The sequence below is a fragment of the Escherichia sp. TW09308 genome (assembly GCF_000208565.1).
Taxonomy (GTDB): Bacteria; Pseudomonadota; Gammaproteobacteria; order Enterobacterales; family Enterobacteriaceae; genus Escherichia; species Escherichia marmotae.
The window spans coordinates 100787-120072 of sequence record NZ_AEME01000001.1 but is presented as its reverse complement, the minus strand read 5'-3'; the positions used below and the strand labels follow the sequence as shown (position 1 = coordinate 120072).

Sequence of the window (19286 nt, the reverse complement as noted above, 5' to 3'; positions counted from 1 at the left end):
AAAACCCGATGTGCGCATCATCGGGTTCTGCCTTTATTTATTGCTGAACGCGAAATTACGCGACGTCTGCGGTCGCATTATCTAACAGCGCCATCTCTTCACTATTTAGCAGTTTTTCGATATTAACCAGAATCAGCATGCGGTCACTCAGCGCGCCCAGTCCCGTAAGATATTCAGTGGAAAGCGTCACGGCAAATTCCGGTGCCGGGCGAATTTGTTCCGCCGTCAACGAAAGAACGTCCGATACGCCGTCAACCACTATGCCGACCACGCGCTGGCCAAGATTCAGGACGATCACGACTGTGTTGTCGTTATAGTCCACATCGACCTGGCTGAACTTAATGCGTAAGTCGACAATTGGCACAATGACGCCGCGCAGGTTAGTGACGCCTTTGATAAACGCTGGCGTATTCGCAATCCGCGTGACCTGGTCGTAACCACGGATCTCCTGCACTTTCAGAATGTCTATGCCGTACTCTTCATCACCAAGGGTAAATACCAGAAATTCCTGGCCTGACGGTTCGCTGGCCAGTTTTGTTACATTTGTCATACCGGTCATATTTATTACCTTTTTACTCAATCAGGCGGCGGTGTTCGCCATACATTGTTCGCGGTTTATTGCCTGCAAGGCTGAGACATCAACAATCAGTGCTACGCTTCCGTCGCCAAGAATTGTTGCGGCGGATATTCCAGGAATTTTGCGATAGTTACTTTCAAGGTTTTTCACCACCACCTGGTGTTGACCAATTAATTGATCCACCAGCAAGGCATAACGACGACCACCACTTTGCAGGATCACGACAATCCCCTGGGTGGCTTCAGTTTTCGCACCAGCGACATTAAACACTTTCCACAGTTCGACTATTGGCAGATATTCACCACGCACTTCAAGTACCCGCTCGCCACCTGCCAGCGGATGCAGATCGACTTCACGGGGTTGCAGTGATTCCATGACAGCATTCAGCGGCAGAATGAAAACTTCATCAGCAACGCGCACGGACATACCGTCGAGGATCGCCAGTGTCAGCGGTAGTAAAATGCGGATCGTTGTACCTGTGCCCGGCTTCGACTTGATTTCGACATGGCCGCCCATCTCCTGGATATTGCGTTTAACGACATCCATGCCGACGCCACGCCCGGAAACATCGGTAACCTGCTCCGCCGTGGAAAAACCCGGAGCAAATATCAACATCGCCACTTCGTCGTCGCTCATGTTGTCGCTGACAGGCAGCCCTTGCGAGGCGGCTTTTGCCAGAATCCGCTCACGATTTAGTCCCGCGCCATCGTCGGTCACTTCGATGCAGATGTTACCGCCCTGATGTTCGGCAGACAGGATCAAATTTCCGACGCTATTTTTACCTGCGGCGAGGCGTTTTTCCGGCAGTTCTATACCGTGGTCAAGGCTGTTGCGTACCAGGTGGGTCAGCGGATCGATAATGCGTTCTATCAGACTCTTGTCGAGTTCGGTGGAGCTGCCTATAAGCGTGAGTTCTACTTGTTTGCCGAGTTTACCCGCCAGGTCGCGCACCAGCCGCGGATAGCGGCTAAAGACATATTCCATCGGCATCATACGAATCGACATCACCGATTCCTGCAAATCACGGGCGTTACGTTGTAACTGCCCCATGCTGGTAATCAAATCCCCATGATTTACCGGGTCCAGTTCACTGGAGCGCTGAGCGAGCATTGACTGGGTGATGACCAGTTCACCGACCAGGTTTATCAGTTGATCAACCTTTTCTACCGCCACACGGATGCTGGTCGATTCGCTACCGCGCGTCGTTTTTTCCCGCTCTACGCGTCCGGCTGGCGCTTCTGTTGCGGCCAGTTCCAGCACTGGCGGGGTCGATACTGTTGGTGCAGGCTCTACCGCTTCAAAGGCAATCTGATCGGCTTCAATCACAAAACAGAGCACGGCGGTAATGTCGTCTTCCGCAATATCTCCCGACATTGTTGCAGATAATGAATCCGCACCTTTAACCACGTCAGTTAATGTGGTCAACTGCTCCAGTTCGTCTTCCAGCAGATCGACTTCATCCGCCTTCAGGCGTGAAAGGATAATTCGTCGCGGCGACTCACTGTTACTCTGCTCATTTTGCGATTCACTTTTGGCAACCACACTTAACCGGGTCACTGCGGGCACCGTTTCGCCTTTCGCTTCTAATGCCAGTTGACGCAAGGCCTGGCAGATATAATCGAAGCTGGCGGCATCCGGCTCTTGCGACTGTTTATAAGCGTCGAGCTGTTCCTGCATGATATCTTTCGTTTCCAAAAACAGATTGATAATGTCGGTATTAAGCTGCATCTCACCGCGTCTGGCTTCATCGAGCAGGTTTTCCATCAGATGCGTGGTTTTCTGTAACACGGTAAAACCAAAAGTTCCTGCCCCTCCTTTGATGGAATGGGCCGCACGAAAGATAGCATTCAATTGTTCGGCATCTGGCGCTTCTGGCTGCAAATCCAGCAGATGCTGCTCCATATCGGCCAACAATTCGTCCGCTTCATCAAAAAATGTCTGATAAAAATCGCTTATATCCATGCTCACGCTGTCACCTCGGTTCGGCTGATGGCATTGTGGGAACACTGACCTGCGGAGCGCCCCCAGTTTTTTCCAGTACACTTACCGGCTCATTCTGGCTTTCAGCGTTTTCATGCAAAATGGCCTGCTCGGCCTGTCTGTTCAGGACCAGCAGACTGATTCGACGGTTGACAGCATCATCAGGTCCGCGATCGCTTAAACGCATGGTCGCCGCCATGCCGACGACGCGCAGAATTTTGCCATCAGCCAGCCCCCCCACCATTAGCTCACGGCGCGACGCATTAGCGCGTTCGGCAGAAAGCTCCCAGTTGCTGTAGCTTTGCTCACCATTGGCGTAAGGGAAATCATCGGTATGACCGGAGAGACTGATACGGTTAGGAATACCATTCAGCACTGGCGCAATACTCCGCAGAATGTCGCGCATATAGGGTTCGACGTCAGCACTGCCGGTTTTAAACATCGGGCGATTCTGGCTGTCGATAATCTGAATGCGTAAACCTTCCTGTACCAGATCGATTTTGAGATGTGGACGCAGCGCCCGTAGTTTCGGGTCTGACTCTATAAGCTGGTCGAGATCGCCACGCAATTTCCGCAACCGACTTTGCTCCATGCGTTTTTTCAGTTCTTCAATGTCCGGCTGCTTATTCACTTCTCCCTGACTCTGAGTGTAATCATCACCGCCGCCGGGAATTGGGCTTTCGCTATTAGAAATGCGATCACCACCCGTTACCGCAGTCGCCAACGGCGTGCGGAAATATTCCGCTATCTGAATCAGCTCTTTTGGGCTGGAAATGGAGATCAGCCACATCACCAGAAAAAAAGCCATCATCGCGGTCATAAAGTCAGCATAAGCAATCTTCCACGATCCATGCGCCGAGCCGTGGCTTTTTGCTTTGCGTCGTTTGACGACAATTATTGGATGCGCGTGATTCTTCATACTTCCTCGGTTGTCGTCTGCTGTTGCGGATTTTTTACCGCGCGAACGTGTTCTTCCAGCTCAACAAACGATGGCCGTTCACTGGAGTAGAGCGTTTTACGACCAAATTCAACGGCAATTGGCGGTGCATAACCGTTCAGATTAGAAAGCAGTATGACTTTGACGCATTGCATCATTTTGCTGGTCTCTGCGCTTTTCTGGCGCAAAACACTCGCCAGTGGGGAAATAAATCCGTAAGCCAGTAAGATACCGAGGAAAGTCCCCACCATCGCATGAGCAATCAGCGCCCCCAGTTCGGCGGCAGGCCGGTCAGCCGATCCCAGCGCGTGAACCACCCCCATCACTGCCGCGACAATACCAAATGCCGGGAGCGAGTCACCGACCAGCGCCAGGCTGTTAGCGGGAACTTCCGACTCGCTTTCGTGGGTTTCAATTTCTTCATCCATCAGCGCTTCGATTTCGAAGGTATTCATATGGCCACTGATGATCAGGCGCAGATAATCAACGATAAAATCAAGCATAACGGTATCCGCGAGGATGCGGGGATAACTGGCGAAGATCTCGCTTTCGCGGGGGTTTTCAATATCGCGCTCCAGCGAAAACATGCCCATCTGTCGCGATTTCGCCATGAGTCGGTAAAGCAGTGCCAGCAGATCCATATACATCGCTTTGGTGTATTTGGAGCGGCGAAACAGTAACGGCAGCGCTTTGAGCGTGCCTTTGATTGCTTTACCGTTGTTACCGACAATAAACGACCCAATACCTGCACCGGCAATAATCACCAGTTCAGCGGGTTGATAGAGTGCTCCAAGGCTTCCGCCGGTCATCAAATAACCGCCGAAAACTGTACCGAGAACAACCAGGTAACCTAATAAGATAAGCACGACATCATCCTTTCACTGTTGACCATGACAGGATGTTCAGTCGTCAGACGCTAACTTACCGTTGGGAAAAAAAAGCAGCGGCAATCACTTACCGCTGCTGGAGTGTTTCGCCACATCGTGTGAGTTAAACAGCCTGTACTCTCTGTTCATCCAGCAGTTGAGGGATAATATCGGCAGGGTCTTGAGAAAGTTTACGTCTTTTTACCGCACGTGATGGCGGTTGACATAAGCTGCAGGCAAAGCTGCCAACAGGCTGATGGGCATGGGTGATAAAATTACCGCCGCAACATTTGCAACTGGAAAGTTGTAGTAAACCACTTTCAACAAATCGCACCAGTGTCCAGGCACGGGTCAACGCCAGTAACGGACCGTCTTCGGCTTGCGGGCACTGTTCGAGGTATAAACGATAGGCTTTGATCACTGCATCGACGCCGTTACATAACCCTGTTTTCAGTAAAAACTGCCATGCATTACAAAACATCGACGCATGAACATTTTGTTCCCAGGTCATAAACCAGTCGGTGGAGAATGGCAACATGCCTTTCGGTGGGGGGCTTCCGCGCAGTTCTTTATAGAGTTTGATCAGCCGTCCACGACTTAATTGTGTTTCACTTTCCAGCATCTGCAAACGAGCGCCAAGGGTGATCAACTCCATTGCCAGTTGAATATCCCGGGCTTCCTGAACAATGCTTTTTTCGCTCATTGTCAGGCCCTTTTTTTACGTAGCACTTCTTCGGGCTGATTAACATCATTCAACAAACGCGTAGATAGCATGATGCCGGTATGAACTTGCTGGAGATCGTCAACGCGGGAATCCTGCGTTAGCTGATTAATAGTCTGGTGGCTGTCAAAGCGGAAATGGCAAATCAGTTGATTGGTTTCTGCCAGTTTAACCATTTGAGGAAGAGTCAGCGTCGCTAACGTTGTTGCCATTTCTTCATTAATACCGAGACGAAACATGGCGGACGCTTTGTCCTGAACGATCAGACGTTGTGCAAGAAGTAAATATGACAAATTAATGTCATAAATATGTTTCAGCAACTCGGAGGTATGCATTATTCCCATCCAGAATAACTAACTTTATTTTTATGCGGTATCACCGCACCCCGTGATGTCGCCGGGAAATCCCGGTAAAAAGTAAAGAACAATGGAATAGTTGCGATCAACGAAAAAACACACAGGCAGTGTAAGAGATGAAACAATCCCTTACAGAGAACAGTGTTTTTTACACTTATCTAAGATTTTTCCTAATTCGACGCAACTGTACTCGTCACCACTCACACATACAACGGAGCGGTGTTGCGATTTTCGATAATGTGTGACTCAGTTCACACAAAACAATCAATTACTTAACATTAATGTATAAGTCATACTTTTGTTTTGGTCATATTTCATTCTGTTAAAAAGTTTTTCAGCTTGCCTGGCTTCAAAAATGAAGTGGGTAGATAAAATGATGATGTTGCGCACTGTTAATATAAATCACCGTAAATAACCACCTGCTACATATAAAATAAATATATTCACCTCCTATAACTTATTTTCAAACAGAGAGTTACATAACATGAGTTTCTTCAAGTGAAAATAAATCCGGGAACACCTCATATGTTACAACAATGTTCTATAAATATTATCCATTTGTTCTATGCGGGGAATTGATAATTTTAGTTTTTATAACCTCATCTGTAATCATGTGATAACTACACGTTATTAATTAGCTTCACTTACTAATAACCAGCCTAATATTTACTGTTTTGACTGAGTTGTTATTGCATCAGTACCTCATTCAGAGTAAAGCTGTAATAACACCTGAAGTTCACAGAATAAGGAGCAGGTTATGAGCTATACCAATATTCTTGTTGCTGTTGCTGTCTCACCAGAAAGTCAGCAACTGTTAGCAAAAGCGGTTTCTATCGCCCGTCCGGTAAATGGGCGCATAAGTTTAATCACTCTCGCTTCCGACCCGGAAATGTTCAATCAATTAGCCGCGCCGATGCTTGAAGATTTACGCAGCGTGATGCAGGAAGAAACACAAAACTTTCTTGATAAATTAATTCAGGATGCGGGATATCCGGTAGAAGAGACATTTATTGCTTACGGAGAGTTAAGCGAACATATTCTGGCAGTATGCCGTAAACATAAGTTCGATTTGGTGATTTGCGGTAACCATAATCACAGTTTCTTTTCGCGAGCGTCCTGCTCAGCGAAAAGTGTGATTGCCTCAAGTGAGGTTGATGTGCTGTTAGTTCCACTTAAAGGGGATTAATTCCACTTACGCCAGCTTTGGAAAGGTAGCGACTTTATCGCGTTGCTGACTTTCCGCGCTTCGCGGTACTACCTGCTTTAGGTCGCGGATAAAGCACTCCTGCCAGTGTTTAATATCGTTTTTGATAATAACTTCCAGCATTTCTGCATGGCGGGAAATACGTTCCGCCAGCGACATGCTCAACGCCCGATTGAGCGCCGCCGCGACTTCATCACGATCGTATGGGTTAACAATTAGCGCTGACGTCAGTTCGTTTGCCGCACCGGCAAACTGAGAAAGTACCAGTACGCCCGGATTTGCAGGATCCTGAGCGGCGACATACTCTTTTGCGACCAGATTCATCCCATCACGCAGCGGCGTCACTAACCCGACATCGGAATAGCGGAAGATTTTCATCAATAATTTACGATCAAAATGCTGATTCAGATAATAAAGCGGCGTCCAGCCTAATTGCCCATATTTACCGTTAATTCTCCCGGCTTCATTTTCCAACTGATGACGAATATCCTGATACGCTTGCACATCACCACGCGAGGTCGGCGCAATCTGGGTATAACGAATTTTACCATGATGTTGCGGATATTTTTCCAGCAGCGCTTCATAAGCAAGAAAACGTTCTGGCAAACCTTTGGAATAATCCAGCCGCTCGACAGAAAAGATATTCTGCACATTTTTCAGTTCCGCTTTTAATTGCGCCAGTTTTGCCGGTAGCGGCCCGGCAGCCTGTTTAGCAATCTCATCCGGTTCAATACCAATCGGGTAAACTTCTGTACGAAATGCTTTGCCCCAGGCCGTGTGATTGCGCGAGCTACGTGTCGTGACCCGCGTCAAGTTGGAAAGGCAATCCAGGAACGCCAGACGATCGTTTTCTGTCTGAAACCCCAGCAAATCATAATCACAAAGCTGTTCCAGCAATGTGTCATAAATTGGTAGCGCATTAAAGATTTCCGGTGTCGGAAAAGGAATATGCAGGAAGAAACCGATGCGATTGTTCACGCCGCGTTTACGTAATTCCTGCGCAAATGGCAACAAGTGATAATCGTGGATCCAAATAATGTCATCATCTTCCAGCAGCGGCAGTAATTTGTCTGCCAGTAACGCATTCACGCGTAAATAGCCTTCCCACGCTGAACGCTGAAATTGCACCAGATCGAGTCGGTAATGGAATGCCGGCCAGAGAACGGCATTGGAGAATTGGTTGTAGTATTCGTCGAGATCTTTTTCACTGAGGTTAAAAGAGGCCCAGGTAATATTTCCTTTTTTCACCTTTTTTAGCGGCTGATCCTCATTCCCTGTTTCGCCACTCCAGCCAAACCACAGTCCACCTGCAGTTTTCAGTGCCCCCAGTATGCCGACAGCAAGGCCACCGGCACTGGCGGCGTGCTCGTCTGGTGGTGCAATTCGGTTAGATACTACGACTAAACGACTCATAGTCATCACTCCTGTTATTTTCTCTTTTTTGTTTTTGTAATGCGTTGGTTATCAATTCAAGCCAGCCCCAGACATCCGGCACGCCCGCCAGCCGCCATGATGCCTGAGTTGCGCCTGTACCAATTTTTACTGACATTCCCCCCAGTCGATTAATAACCGCAAAGCCAGATTCATCGGTTAAATCATCGCCCAGAAACACCGGCTTCCGGCCGATGAAGGGAACTTCCTGCATAAATGCAGCAATAGCCTCCCCTTTACTGGTGCCTCGCGGTTTAATCTCGACGACACACTTTCCCTGTTGTAATGCCATTTGCGGCCAAATCTGAGTAATACGTTGCGCTAACGTCAATAAGGCGTCTTCATGCTGCGGTGCCTGACGATAATGCAGTGCAAACGCCATCCCTTTGGATTCCAGCTCCGTGCCGGAAAGTTGGGCAATCGCCGTATGCAGTTGCACACTAATATCACGAGCAATCGCTTCCGGCAGGTGAACGATATGCGTTTTACCATTGATGTCACGGCGCTCCGCCCCATGCACGCCCGCTAACGGGAAGCGATAAGGTTTTGCCAGTGCGTCAAGTTCCACCATTGAGCGCCCTGATATCAATGCCAATGCACCATCACTTGCGGTTGCCAGTAGCTGAAGTCCTTGCAGAATAGTGTCAGGCACGACGACCTGATCAGGATGCGGTTTGATTTCCGCCAGCGTTCCATCGAGATCAAAAAACCAGGCATATTTCGCGGATAGTTCAGGGGGTTCGGTTAACGGTTCTGTCACCCGGTACTCCTCCTTATCTTTTTATAGTTCGCGCAGAACGCGCTTTACAGACATGTAAGTATAGACAGTGTGACGTAGCTCGCCATTTGCAAAAAAGAACAGCCAACCTTTGTGGCGGTTGGCTGTGGAGGAAAGTCGAACTAAATTTATGCTGAAAAAAACATCAGACAGTGCGTTTCGCTTTTTGCTTATAACGGTCGAAGATCACCGCCGCCAGCAGGATTAAGCCACGGACAACGTACTGCGCAAACGGAGAAATATTGAGCAGGTTCATGGCGTTTTCTACAGTGCCTAAAATTAAGATACCCGCCACTACATATGAGATTTTTCCGATGCCACCTTTCAGAGAAACGCCGCCTAAAACGCAGGCGGAGATAACAATCAACTCATAGCCTATCGAAGTCATCGGCTGACCGCTGGTCATACGTGAAGCCAGAACAATCCCGGCAATTGCCGATACCAGACCAGAGAGAACAAAGATAATGATTTTGGTGCGGACAACGGGTACACCAGCCAGACGCGCCGCCTCTTCATTACCACCAATCGCCAGCGTGTTGCGCCCAAAGGTGGTTTTGTTCAGCAGCAAACCGAAGACAATCAGACAAGCCACCGTAAGCCAGATTGGCGCAGGCAGGCCGAACCAGTTGGCATAACCAAGGGCAAAGAAACTTTCATCTTCGATACCGACCGCTTTACCATCAGAAATGATGTACGCCAGACCACGAACAATCTGCATCGTCGCCAGCGTCGTAATCAAGGCGTTGATTTTTAGTTTAGCGATAACAAAACCATTCACCAGACCACAGAGGACGCCCAGCAGCAAGCCTGCCGCCACGCCAATCCACAGGCTTTCGGTCAGATTGATAACCACCGCCGTCGTGACACCTGCGCAGGCAATTACCGAAGCGACGGAAAGGTCAAAGTCCCCCGAAGCGAGGCAGAACAACATGCCGCAAGCCACCATTCCCGACATGGAGATTGCCAGCCCGAGACCTTTCATATTAATGAAGGTGGCAAAGTTCGGTACAAAAATGGCACAGGCGATAAACAGCACCGCAAACACCACCAGCATACCGTACTGATCCCAGATACGGCCGAGACTGAATGACGACTTAGGCGCGCCAGACCCCGATGTAGAAACAGAAGACATCATACTCTCCTTACTCAGGCAACAGCCTGGCTGACTTTAGGCATAGCAAGGCTTAGTGCCTGACGCTCATCTGCCTGTTCGTGTAGCAATTCACCGGCGATTTCGCCCTCACGCATGACGACAATACGATCGGCTACGCCAAGGACTTCGGGCAGATCGCTGGAGGCAAACAGCACCGCCACGCCCTGCGCCGCCAGCGTATAAATCACGTTGTAAATTTCGTGCTTAGCGCCCACATCAATGCCGCGCGTTGGTTCATCCAGCAAAATGACCTTCATATCTTCCGATAACCAGCGCCCAAGAATGGCTTTTTGCTGATTACCACCAGAGAGATTCATGATCAGTTGCTCTGCGCCCGGCGTTTTGATGTTGAGCGAACGAATGTGGTGATCAGCATTGTTTTCTTCCCAGCCGTTGTTGATCACACAACCGCCGAGCACATGCTTGCGACGGGCGCTGATGTTGATATTGTCACGAACGGAATGCACCGGAATAATGCCTTCCGCTTTGCGATCTTCCGGGCAGAGCATCATACCAGCAGCAATAGCGTGGCCCGGTTTACGGATATCGATCGGCCTTTGGTCGATATAAACCTGACCGGCAGTGATTTGCGTACCGCCAAACATACCTTTCATTAATTCGCTACGCCCTGCCCCTACCAGTCCAAACAGACCGACGATTTCGCCACTGCGAACAGTCAGGCTTATTGGCGTGCGTACACCTGGTGCTTTCACTGCATCCAGACGCAGCCGCTCCTCACCATAGCTGCGCGGTTGCCAGCCGTAGATATCACCGAGATCGCGACCAACCATCGCCTGTACCAGTGACTCATGATTTACTTGCTGCATATCAGTGAAGGTTTTGACATAACGCCCATCTTTGAAGACGGTAATGGCGTCACTTAGGGCAAATATTTCTTCCATACGGTGAGAAACGTATAAGATCACTCGCCCCTCTTTTCGCAGTTCACGAATGACGCGGAAAAGGTTGTCAATTTCTCGTGCCGACAGAGAACTGGTTGGCTCATCAAAGGCGATAATTTTGGCGTTACGCGCCAGCGCTTTGGCTATTTCAACCATCTGCCACTGGCCGATGGAGAGATATTTCAGTGGCGTACCGGGGTCAATATCCATCCCCAGATGTTTAAGTTGTAAACCCGCTTCATAGTTCAGCAGCGAACGATTCACTATGCCGCCTTTATGAGGAAGCTGGCCGAGATAAATATTTTCCGCGACGGTCATTTCCGGCACAAGATGCAGTTCCTGGTAAATAATCGCAACCCCCGCGTTAAGCGCAGCGGTAGTGTCGGAAAAGGATATTTCCTGTCCGCTAATTGCGACAGAACCCGTGGTTGGCGCATAGTTGCCGCTAAGGATTTTTAAGAGTGTTGATTTACCGGCACCATTTTCACCCATCAACGCATGAACCTGACCGGCATAGCAGTCAAAACTGATGTCCGTAAGCGCCTTAACGCCGGGAAAGGTTTTACCAATGCCGCGAAATGAGAGATACGGGGTAGACTGTTGCATAACGTCTCCGTGAATCACTGGTCATTCACACCCCCTCTGCATCACGCAGAGGGGAATTTTTTCGGCAGATTACTTACCGCCTAACCCTTTTTTCTCCAGTTCTTCTTTAAAGTTGTCGCGCGTAATCAGAACGACATCGGTAACTTCAGTGAATTTCGGTGGTTCTGCGTCTTTCGCTACCCAGTTGTAGAGCATTTCGCTGGACTTATAACCATGTACGTCCGGGCTTGGCAGCAGTGAACCGTAGAAACCGGTAGCCTGGGCTTTGGACAACTCGCTTACTGCATCCACGCCGTTGATACCGATACCGATGATATCTGCCGCTTTAAAGCCCTGACCTTCCGTCGCGCGCACGCCGCCAAGCACAGTGCTATCGTTCATCCCGACGATCAGCCAGTGTTTAACTTCAGGATGCTGAACCAGCATGGAGTTGGCGGCGTCAAATGCCCCCGGGATATCGTTAGATTTGGTAGGAACCTGATAAATTTGTTTTTCCGGGAATCCGGCAGCTTTCAGCGCGTCCATAGAGCCTGTAGTACGACGACGAGCGGTATCCAGTTCGTTAGCTGTAATCGCCATTACGGCACTTTCTTTTACATCCCAACCTCGTTTCTGCATCTCTTTATACAGTTCCTGGCCCTGACGCTCGCCAATTTTGGTCGCCGCCATCATCACCAACGGCACGGTATCCATCGGCTTACCTTTGGCATTTACAAACTGATCATCCACGGCAATAACTTTCATACCATAGCCACGTGCTTTCGCCACAATAGCGGAACCCAATTTCGGGTCTGGCGTACAAATGACAAATCCTTTCGCGCCACTGGCCGCCAGGCTGTCGATAGCGTTCAGCGTTTTTTCACCATCCGGTACGGCAATCTTAATAACTTCAAAGCCTAAATCTTTCCCGGCTTTATCGGCAAATTTCCATTCGGTCTGGAACCACGGCTCTTCGGGTTGCTTTACCAGGAAACCGAGTTTCAGGTTTTCTGCCATAGCGGATTGTGACATAACAGCAGCCAGACCGATGGCCGCAAGAGCTTTAGTAAATTTGTGCATGGTTATCTCCAGCTTTAGCATCATTTTTTGTAGGGTAAAAACTAAGAACTTTGGTTAATTTAATCGGAAAACAAAGCATTACCTTTAACGAAAAGATAATTGGCCGTGTTGGCATAGTTTTAGCGAGAAATTAATTCTCCATAGGAGAGCAATATCACATCGCAGAATTACAGTCAGAACGTGCATGAATTTAGCGAGAAATGACATACTGGAAACAACAATTGTCTGACAAATAAAAAGTGCATTAGCAGATTAGTCCATGACATTAGCCTGGAAGTCCTTGTGGTATGCGTTGAGTGGTCTGGAGTGTCTTTTTTTTAATCTAATTATTACCGGACAGAAGTCTGTCCATTTTAAGCTGAATGGTAAAATGGGTAAGCGCTTGTACAAAATTCATTTCGGCGTTAATTATCACCACCATCATTAATTAATGAGTAAATCGATAATGAGAGCCACCTCTCATAGTCAGGAAAAGTTTTAAAATATCACATCGTCATCATGTCATTAATATTTTAATTTAATATCAATAAGATACACAAATACACAGCATTGACAATTATTGCAAACCCATTGCTCTTATCAATGAAATGTAAAAAATTATAAACTTGGTGATTTAAGGATTTTCTTATATTCGTTCAGACGTTATGCTTATTTCAGATCATCGTCAGAATTGACTCCACGATCACATTTCGGACATGCAGAAAGGAATTATTCTGCAAACAGTAATTACGGTGTTTTGATTCATCTTGCACCTCACGTCTTCTGGATATAAGGATATTAGGTATGGCAACCACTGGAATGCTTCTCAAACTCAACACCCAAATGAACCGCGAGTTTTACGCATCCAATCTCTACCTTCACCTGAGCAACTGGTGTTCTGAACAAAGTCTGAATGGCACCGCTACTTTCCTTCGCGCCCAGGCACAGAGTAACGTGACCCAAATGATGCGCATGTTTAATTTTATGAAAAGTATCGGCGCGACGCCCATCGTTAAAGCTATTGATGTGCCAGGTGAAAAGCTTAACTCTCTGGAAGAACTCTTCCAAAAAACGATGGAAGAATACGAGCAGCGTTCAAGCAAGCTGGCACAATTAGCCGATGAAGCTAAAGAATTGAATGATGATTCAACCGTCGATTTCCTGCGCGATCTGGAAAAAGAACAGCAGCACGATGGCCTGTTACTGCAAACCATTCTTGATGAAGTACGCAGCGCGAAACGTGCCGGTATGTGCCCTGTCCAGACCGACCAGCATGTTCTTAATGTTGTGTCGCATCAGATACACTAATAAAAATCGACGCCTTAAATCACGCGCCGGATATAAAAATTGTTGAGAAAACCGCTGCTTCATACTCTTGAAGCAGCGGTTTTTTTAATGGGATTCACTTTGTGGGGTAAACTTGAGTTCAATCAATGCGATAGCTTTCTGGATAGCACGCATCGTAACCGGATCGGCTGCGGCGGGATGGTTAGTAAAATCAATATTCTTCAACTGGCCAGACATTTTTTCACGAACCTCAACAGGTGCAATCACATCGAGTACGTCGAGAATTTGTTTGATCACCAACTGGCAAGCGACAACATCAGAAACCAGTTCCTGATCGGCATTCAGCGGCTGGGACATTGTAAACTCCTGATAGCATTTGAAAGCCGATATAGTAGCGGCTTCACTTCTTCAGCGATAGTCACATCCACCGTCCTCAGGATACAAAAAACCTGCCGGAGCAGGTTTCTTGTTATCTGAACATATTGCCTGGCGGTACATCTTTGAACGTCTTGCAATAGTTATTAAACATACTTTTCAGGATTTTGCGCAGTTTCATCGCGGCACTCCGACCATTTGTTATGCAGGTGTTATCGTCTTTGCACTTATAATATGACAATCATCACAAAAATCAATCTTTATGTGACTTGAATCACATAAATACCCCTTTAATGTTATAAAAATGATAACCATAAAGTCACCGCTAACTGTCTGACCTCTGGAAAAAGCAAGGAATAGCACCGATACGTCGTCTTTTCTGTCCATAGCCTGGTCGTATCCGCAAGTACAATACCTGTTTCTTCTTCCTCTTCAGGCAGTGACATGAAACATCTGATAATTGTTCTTTCACTTTTAACATTAGCGGGCTGCACCGTAACTCGTCAGGCTCAATTGAGCGAAGTCAACGCCACGAGCGGTATTGTGCGCCTCGTTTACGATCAGGCATTTTTACAAAACGCCCGTACTGACAGCTATCTCAATCAGGAAATAGCGCAACGTGCATGTCAGCAGGCAGGGTTTACCCGCGCCATTGCATTTGGGCAACCTGTAAGTAACTGTAGTGTGTTTGCGGGGTCGTTATGTCTGAATACGGAATTTACACTGTCGTATCAGTGCCAAATTTTAATACCCTCGACTTATCAATAAAGACCTTAATCAGCGAGGGAGGCTTCGCTGGTTAATTGATGCCATAAATAGCAGTAATGCGTTTTATTCCCATTCGTATTTTTAATAATTGAATTTAATATTTTACCTTTTGCAAATAATAAAATAACAAATTATAGTGGCGCCACAGAAACAAAAATAACCTTTGTGGAGCACTATCATGCTGAAACCAGAAATGATTGAAAAACTCAATGAGCAGATGAACCTGGAACTGTACTCTTCGCTGCTTTATCAACAAATGAGCGCCTGGTGCAGCTACCATACCTTTGAAGGCGCGGCCGCGTTTCTGCGCCGTCACGCCCAGGAAGAGATGACGCATATGCAGCGTCTGTTTGACTATCTGACCGATACCGGAAACTTACCGCGTATTAATACTGTTGAATCCCCGTTTGCTGAATATTCTTCACTTGATGAATTATTCCAGGAAACTTATAAGCATGAACAATTAATCACGCAGAAAATTAACGAACTGGCTCATGCTGCCATGACCAATCAGGATTACCCGACATTTAATTTCCTGCAATGGTATGTTTCTGAGCAACATGAAGAAGAGAAATTGTTCAAATCGATTATTGATAAATTAAGCCTGGCAGGTAAAAGCGGCGAAGGTCTTTATTTCATCGATAAAGAACTCTCTACCCTCGACACGCAAAACTAATCTTCTCCGGCGGCAGATTTTCTGCCGCCGTTGCATATCAGTGACGGCAAATTTTACTTGTATCGGTTGAGAACCCTTCTTCGCTGGGAATAAATTTACCTTTCGCCGCCAGAAACGCCACCAACTCGCCCGCAGTCATCCCTTCTGCTGAGCAGGTATGAAAACGCGCCTGTTCACCAAAACGCGCTTTAATCGCCGCCTCCAGACTGGCGTGCGTATATTGCTCACCTGATTCAATCATCATATTTAACACTTCATGACCGTGAATAGATTCCATCGTTCCTCCTCAAAAAAGGCATAGCGTAGCGATAGCCGCTCATCAAGGCTTTGCGCCAGCGCAGTTCTGAATGCATTTTATTGTACAGTTTTATTTACATCTAATGTAACGTCGATTTGACGAAAAATGTAGAATGCCTTAACCTGCGCCGCAGATATCACTTATAAAGATCGTCAGGACAGAAGAAAGCGTGAAAAACAGAACTCTGGGAAGTGTTTTTATCGTGGCAGGAACCACAATTGGCGCGGGTATGCTGGCAATGCCGCTGGCAGCGGCAGGTGTCGGTTTTAGCGTCACGTTAATCTTATTGATTGGGCTTTGGGCATTGATGTGCTACACAGCGCTGTTACTGCTGGAGGTGTACCAGCATGTCCCGGCAGACACCGGTCTGGGCACGCTGGCAAAGCGCTATCTGGGGCGTTATGGGCAGTGGCTGACTGGCTTCAGTATGATGTTTTTAATGTATGCCCTGACGGCGGCGTACATCAGCGGTGCAGGTGAATTACTTGCCTCCAGCATCAGCGACTGGACAGGCATTCCAGTGTCGGCAACCGCTGGCGTGTTGTTGTTCACTTTTGTTGCCGGTGGTGTGGTTTGTGTCGGGACGTCGCTGGTCGATTTGTTTAACCGCTTTCTGTTTAGCGCCAAAATTATTTTTCTGGTGGTGATGCTGGTACTGCTGTTGCCGCATATTCATAAAATGAATCTTTTAACCCTGCCGCTGCAACAAGGACTTGCGTTGTCTGCGATCCCGGTAATTTTTACCTCGTTTGGCTTCCACGGTAGTGTGCCGAGCATCGTTAGTTATATGGATGGCAACATTCGCAAGCTGCGCTGGGTGTTTATTACTGGTAGTGCGATCCCTCTGGTGGCGTATATCTTCTGGCAACTGGCGACGCTGGGCAGCATTGATTCAACAACCTTTATGGGGCTGCTGGCTAATCATGCCGGGTTAAACGGACTGTTACAGGCGTTACGCGAAGTGGTGGCCTCACCGCATGTCGAACTGGCGGTGCATTTATTTGCTGACTTAGCCCTCGCAACATCCTTTCTCGGCGTAGCGTTAGGCTTATTTGATTATCTGGCAGATTTGTTTCAGCGTTCAAATACCGTTGGAGGGCGACTGCAAACTGGTGCAATTACTTTTCTGCCGCCGCTGGCGTTTGCGCTGTTTTACCCACGTGGCTTTGTGATGGCGCTGGGTTACGCCGGTGTGGCGCTGGCGGTGCTGGCGTTAATTATCCCTTCCCTGCTGACCTGGCAGAGCAGAAAGCATAATCCACAAGCTGCTTATCGAGTGAAAGGTGGCCGTCCGGCGCTGGTGTTAGTGTTTCTCTGCGGCATTGGCGTGATTGGTGTGCAATTTTTGATTGCGGCAGGATTGTTACCCGAAGTGGGATAATCGCCTTGATAACAACGTTGGGTGCCGGAAACATCTCCAGCACCCAATATGCCCTCTTAATGCAGGCAGCACTGCTTAAATTTCTTACCACTGCCGCACGGACAAGGATCGTTACGGCCCGGCTTTTCTTCTGCTTTGATCGGTTGCTGAACAGGTTTTTCCTGCGGATGCGCCATCCAGTAAGCATGTAAATCAAGCGCTGCCAGTCGAATGGCTTCTACGCTTTCTTCAAATGCTTCTGGCGACAACTTCTCTACCCGCGCAAAGTTTTCTTCTGTACCGTGTAGAGCTATCGCCTCAAGCGCCGGTTTTAACGAATCTGGCAATGCCGACCAGTCAGCGAGGGCAACGCCACGCATATAGCCAAAGCACCACTCCTCAACAATCGTCAGCTCGCTACCGTCAACTTCTCGCAGGCCAAACAACGGTTCAAACTGCTCAGGAAATTCGTTCAGACGTTCTGCGGTATCGGCCATATGTTGAAAAGCCAGATTCATAAAGCGCGTCATCTCTTTTTCTGACGCCCAGCGCGGCACATAATCCGCCCCGCCCCAGACAGCAACCAGCCACTGTTCTGGTTCAATTTCTTGCGGAGAACTCAACACCGCCGTCAATAAACCGTCCAGCTCAGCCACATCAAGGATGGCGTGTTCAGTGTTGTATTTGGTCAGGATATCATCCAGCCATTCCAACTCACTTTCGTTTAACGGTCCAGTTTTCATACGCTTTTCCTTGTGGATCTCGACTCGCCAGCGCCTATCTTACATGTCGGTCTGGCAGAGAGATACTTTTTGAGTGGATTACCCGGTGATTAAAAATAAGAGGGGTGTAACGACAAGTTGCAGACACAAAAAAACCACCCGAAGGTGGTTTCACGACACTGCTTATTGCTTTGATTTTATTCTTATCTTTCCCATGGTACCCGGAGCGGGACTTGAACCCGCACAGCGCGAACGCCGAGGGATTTTAAATCCCTTGTGTCTACCGATTCCACCATCCGGGCTCGGGAAAAAAGTGGAGGCGCGTTCCGGAGTCGAACCGGACTAGACGGATTTGCAATCCGCTACATAACCGCTTTGTTAACGCGCCAAATTCTTCAGGCTTTTCAGCCAGACACCCGCTTAAGCCGATGTCTTTTAAACTGGAGCGGGAAACGAGACTCGAACTCGCGACCCCGACCTTGGCAAGGTCGTGCTCTACCAACTGAGCTATTCCCGCATTCATCAAGCAATCAGCTAATCACTTGATTTTATTATCGTCTGGCAATCAGTGCCGCCGTTCGATGCGTTGCATTCTACTTACCTGACGCGATGAGTCAACGATATTTTTCACCAGTTTTGATCGTTTGCTGAATTTTGCGTCGAAACGATCACTGATCAAGCAAATCTGCGCGCGCAGCGCTCAAATATTGCAACATTGACCACAAAGTCAGTACCGCTGCCACAAAGAAAAGTGCAATACCAGCGTATTCAACCCAAATGTTCGGGCGCCATAACAGCCAGGCCAACGCTACCATTTGAGCAGTAGTTTTAACTTTACCGATCCAGGATACGGCCACGCTGCTGCGTTTACCCAATTCAGCCATCCATTCGCGCAACGCGGAGATGATAATTTCACGGGCAATCATCGTTGCTGCCGGTAAAGTCACCCACCAGCTATGGTAATGTTCTGTTACCAGCACCATAGCGATGGCTACCAGCACTTTATCTGCTACTGGATCAAGGAAAGCACCAAACCGGGTACTCTGGTTCCAGCGACGCGCCAGAAAACCGTCGAACCAGTCAGTCACCGCTGCGACACAGAAAATGAGCGCAGCAGCAAACGGTGACCAGGTAACAGGCAGATAAAAAACCAATACAAAGAATGGGATAAGGATGACACGGAACAGTGTGAGCAACGTAGGGATATTAAATTGCATAATGACGGGTAACTATCTGTTGTCAGTAAGATTA

Annotated in this window: 21 protein-coding genes and 3 tRNA genes; 5 read left to right on the top strand and 19 right to left on the bottom strand. The window is 48.1% G+C overall.

All coding sequences use genetic code 11. From position 1 onward, the window contains the following. Positions 1-55: 55 nt before the first annotated feature. The 6 genes from cheW to flhD all read right to left on the bottom strand — a co-directional run bounded on the left by cheW (position 56) and on the right by flhD (position 5416). Positions 56-559, bottom strand: coding sequence for a chemotaxis protein CheW (gene cheW, locus ESM_RS0100690; protein WP_000147305.1), 504 nt, complete (start codon positions 557-559; stop codon positions 56-58). 21 nt (positions 560-580) lie between these two features. Next, complete coding sequence (gene cheA / locus ESM_RS0100685) at positions 581-2545, bottom strand: chemotaxis protein CheA (protein ID WP_010375671.1); 1965 nt, start codon at positions 2543-2545, stop codon at positions 581-583. Between the two features lie 4 nt (positions 2546-2549). Further along, positions 2550-3476, bottom strand: coding sequence for a flagellar motor protein MotB (motB, locus tag ESM_RS0100680; protein WP_000788500.1), 927 nt, complete (start codon positions 3474-3476; stop codon positions 2550-2552). Next, complete coding sequence (gene motA, locus ESM_RS0100675; protein WP_000906344.1) at positions 3473-4360, bottom strand: flagellar motor stator protein MotA; 888 nt, start codon at positions 4358-4360, stop codon at positions 3473-3475. Before motA ends, motB begins: the two co-directional genes overlap by 4 nt. A gap of 124 nt (positions 4361-4484) precedes the next feature. Next, on the bottom strand, positions 4485-5063 hold the full coding sequence (gene flhC / locus ESM_RS0100670; protein ID WP_001291590.1) for a flagellar transcriptional regulator FlhC: 579 nt from the start codon (positions 5061-5063) through the stop codon (positions 4485-4487). 2 nt (positions 5064-5065) lie between these two features. Next, positions 5066-5416, bottom strand: coding sequence for a flagellar transcriptional regulator FlhD (gene flhD, locus ESM_RS0100665; protein ID WP_001516558.1), 351 nt, complete (start codon positions 5414-5416; stop codon positions 5066-5068). A 778-nt stretch (positions 5417-6194) separates the two neighbouring features. Between flhD and uspC the strand changes: the two genes are divergently transcribed. Next, a complete protein-coding gene (gene uspC, locus ESM_RS0100660) occupies positions 6195-6623 on the top strand; it encodes a universal stress protein UspC (RefSeq protein WP_000122662.1) in 429 nt (142 codons plus the stop codon). 6 nt (positions 6624-6629) lie between these two features. Here the strand turns inward: uspC and otsA are convergent, their stop codons facing one another. The 5 genes from otsA to araF form a co-directional block, all read right to left on the bottom strand. After that, positions 6630-8054: an alpha,alpha-trehalose-phosphate synthase gene (gene otsA, locus ESM_RS0100655; RefSeq protein WP_001516559.1), complete on the bottom strand. Its 1425-nt coding sequence runs from the start codon at positions 8052-8054 to the stop codon at positions 6630-6632. Beyond that, positions 8029-8832, bottom strand: a complete 804-nt coding sequence (gene otsB, locus ESM_RS0100650) for a trehalose-phosphatase (protein WP_000138763.1) — start codon at positions 8830-8832, stop codon at positions 8029-8031. The genes otsA and otsB overlap by 26 nt, the downstream gene beginning before the upstream one ends. Before the next feature lie 163 nt (positions 8833-8995). Beyond that, positions 8996-9982, bottom strand: coding sequence for an arabinose ABC transporter permease AraH (araH, locus tag ESM_RS0100645; protein ID WP_000100211.1), 987 nt, complete (start codon positions 9980-9982; stop codon positions 8996-8998). A 14-nt stretch (positions 9983-9996) separates the two neighbouring features. Next, a complete protein-coding gene (gene araG, locus ESM_RS0100640; protein ID WP_001187777.1) occupies positions 9997-11511 on the bottom strand; it encodes an arabinose ABC transporter ATP-binding protein AraG in 1515 nt (504 codons plus the stop codon). Positions 11512-11580: 69 nt separating this feature from the next. Beyond that, positions 11581-12570, bottom strand: coding sequence for an arabinose ABC transporter substrate-binding protein AraF (gene araF, locus ESM_RS0100635; protein ID WP_000548681.1), 990 nt, complete (start codon positions 12568-12570; stop codon positions 11581-11583). Between the two features lie 783 nt (positions 12571-13353). Here araF and ESM_RS0100630 point away from each other — a divergent pair. Continuing rightward, complete coding sequence (locus tag ESM_RS0100630) at positions 13354-13857, top strand: non-heme ferritin-like protein (RefSeq protein WP_000246123.1); 504 nt, start codon at positions 13354-13356, stop codon at positions 13855-13857. An 84-nt stretch (positions 13858-13941) separates the two neighbouring features. On the opposite strand, the gene yecJ is transcribed toward ESM_RS0100630, so the two are convergent. Continuing rightward, positions 13942-14193, bottom strand: a complete 252-nt coding sequence (gene yecJ / locus ESM_RS0100625; protein WP_000082115.1) for a DUF2766 family protein YecJ — start codon at positions 14191-14193, stop codon at positions 13942-13944. A 112-nt stretch (positions 14194-14305) separates the two neighbouring features. Continuing rightward, the gene (gene azuC / locus ESM_RS1000000127550; protein WP_010723106.1) at positions 14306-14392 is read right to left on the bottom strand and encodes a stress response protein AzuC; all 87 of its coding nucleotides are present in this window, start codon (positions 14390-14392) and stop codon (positions 14306-14308) included. 263 nt (positions 14393-14655) lie between these two features. Here azuC and yecR point away from each other — a divergent pair, with 263 nt between their 5' ends. After that, positions 14656-14979, top strand: coding sequence for a YecR family lipoprotein (gene yecR / locus ESM_RS0100620; protein WP_000681531.1), 324 nt, complete (start codon positions 14656-14658; stop codon positions 14977-14979). 178 nt (positions 14980-15157) lie between these two features. Beyond that, the gene (ftnA, locus tag ESM_RS0100615; protein WP_000917208.1) at positions 15158-15655 is read left to right on the top strand and encodes a non-heme ferritin; all 498 of its coding nucleotides are present in this window, start codon (positions 15158-15160) and stop codon (positions 15653-15655) included. 37 nt (positions 15656-15692) lie between these two features. On the opposite strand, the gene ESM_RS0100610 is transcribed toward ftnA, so the two are convergent. Further along, entirely contained in the window at positions 15693-15932 is a 240-nt protein-coding gene (locus ESM_RS0100610; protein ID WP_000443798.1) for a YecH family metal-binding protein, read from the bottom strand. Between the two features lie 190 nt (positions 15933-16122). Between ESM_RS0100610 and tyrP the strand changes: the two genes are divergently transcribed. Then, on the top strand, positions 16123-17334 hold the full coding sequence (gene tyrP / locus ESM_RS0100605; protein WP_000797551.1) for a tyrosine transporter TyrP: 1212 nt from the start codon (positions 16123-16125) through the stop codon (positions 17332-17334). Between the two features lie 56 nt (positions 17335-17390). Here the strand turns inward: tyrP and yecA are convergent, their stop codons facing one another. From yecA to pgsA, 5 genes are all read right to left on the bottom strand, one after another. Continuing rightward, complete coding sequence (yecA, locus tag ESM_RS0100600) at positions 17391-18056, bottom strand: UPF0149 family protein YecA (protein ID WP_000847906.1); 666 nt, start codon at positions 18054-18056, stop codon at positions 17391-17393. Between the two features lie 194 nt (positions 18057-18250). Then, positions 18251-18337 (bottom strand) — tRNA-Leu (locus ESM_RS0100595). Positions 18338-18349: 12 nt separating this feature from the next. Further along, positions 18350-18423, bottom strand: a tRNA-Cys gene (locus ESM_RS0100590). 53 nt (positions 18424-18476) lie between these two features. Then, positions 18477-18552 (bottom strand) — tRNA-Gly (locus ESM_RS0100585). Positions 18553-18703: 151 nt separating this feature from the next. Then, complete coding sequence (pgsA, locus tag ESM_RS0100580) at positions 18704-19252, bottom strand: CDP-diacylglycerol--glycerol-3-phosphate 3-phosphatidyltransferase (RefSeq protein ID WP_001160187.1); 549 nt, start codon at positions 19250-19252, stop codon at positions 18704-18706. Positions 19253-19286 lie beyond the last annotated feature (34 nt).

Coding starts and splice junctions, on each gene's coding strand:
- otsA (WP_001516559.1), bottom strand. CDS start 8,054: ATGAGTCGTTTAGTCGTAGTATCTAACCGAATTGCACCACCAGACGAG.
- flhC (WP_001291590.1), bottom strand. CDS start 5,063: ATGAGCGAAAAAAGCATTGTTCAGGAAGCCCGGGATATTCAACTGGCA.
- araF (WP_000548681.1), bottom strand. CDS start 12,570: ATGCACAAATTTACTAAAGCTCTTGCGGCCATCGGTCTGGCTGCTGTT.
- pgsA (WP_001160187.1), bottom strand. CDS start 19,252: ATGCAATTTAATATCCCTACGTTGCTCACACTGTTCCGTGTCATCCTT.
- flhD (WP_001516558.1), bottom strand. CDS start 5,416: ATGCATACCTCCGAGTTGCTGAAACATATTTATGACATTAATTTGTCA.
- cheW (WP_000147305.1), bottom strand. CDS start 559: ATGACCGGTATGACAAATGTAACAAAACTGGCCAGCGAACCGTCAGGC.
- yecA (WP_000847906.1), bottom strand. CDS start 18,056: ATGAAAACTGGACCGTTAAACGAAAGTGAGTTGGAATGGCTGGATGAT.
- araG (WP_001187777.1), bottom strand. CDS start 11,511: ATGCAACAGTCTACCCCGTATCTCTCATTTCGCGGCATTGGTAAAACC.
- ESM_RS0100610 (WP_000443798.1), bottom strand. CDS start 15,932: ATGGAATCTATTCACGGTCATGAAGTGTTAAATATGATGATTGAATCA.
- motB (WP_000788500.1), bottom strand. CDS start 3,476: ATGAAGAATCACGCGCATCCAATAATTGTCGTCAAACGACGCAAAGCA.
- uspC (WP_000122662.1), top strand. CDS start 6,195: ATGAGCTATACCAATATTCTTGTTGCTGTTGCTGTCTCACCAGAAAGT.
- ESM_RS0100630 (WP_000246123.1), top strand. CDS start 13,354: ATGGCAACCACTGGAATGCTTCTCAAACTCAACACCCAAATGAACCGC.
- ftnA (WP_000917208.1), top strand. CDS start 15,158: ATGCTGAAACCAGAAATGATTGAAAAACTCAATGAGCAGATGAACCTG.
- azuC (WP_010723106.1), bottom strand. CDS start 14,392: ATGAAACTGCGCAAAATCCTGAAAAGTATGTTTAATAACTATTGCAAG.
- yecR (WP_000681531.1), top strand. CDS start 14,656: ATGAAACATCTGATAATTGTTCTTTCACTTTTAACATTAGCGGGCTGC.
- araH (WP_000100211.1), bottom strand. CDS start 9,982: ATGTCTTCTGTTTCTACATCGGGGTCTGGCGCGCCTAAGTCGTCATTC.
- yecJ (WP_000082115.1), bottom strand. CDS start 14,193: ATGTCCCAGCCGCTGAATGCCGATCAGGAACTGGTTTCTGATGTTGTC.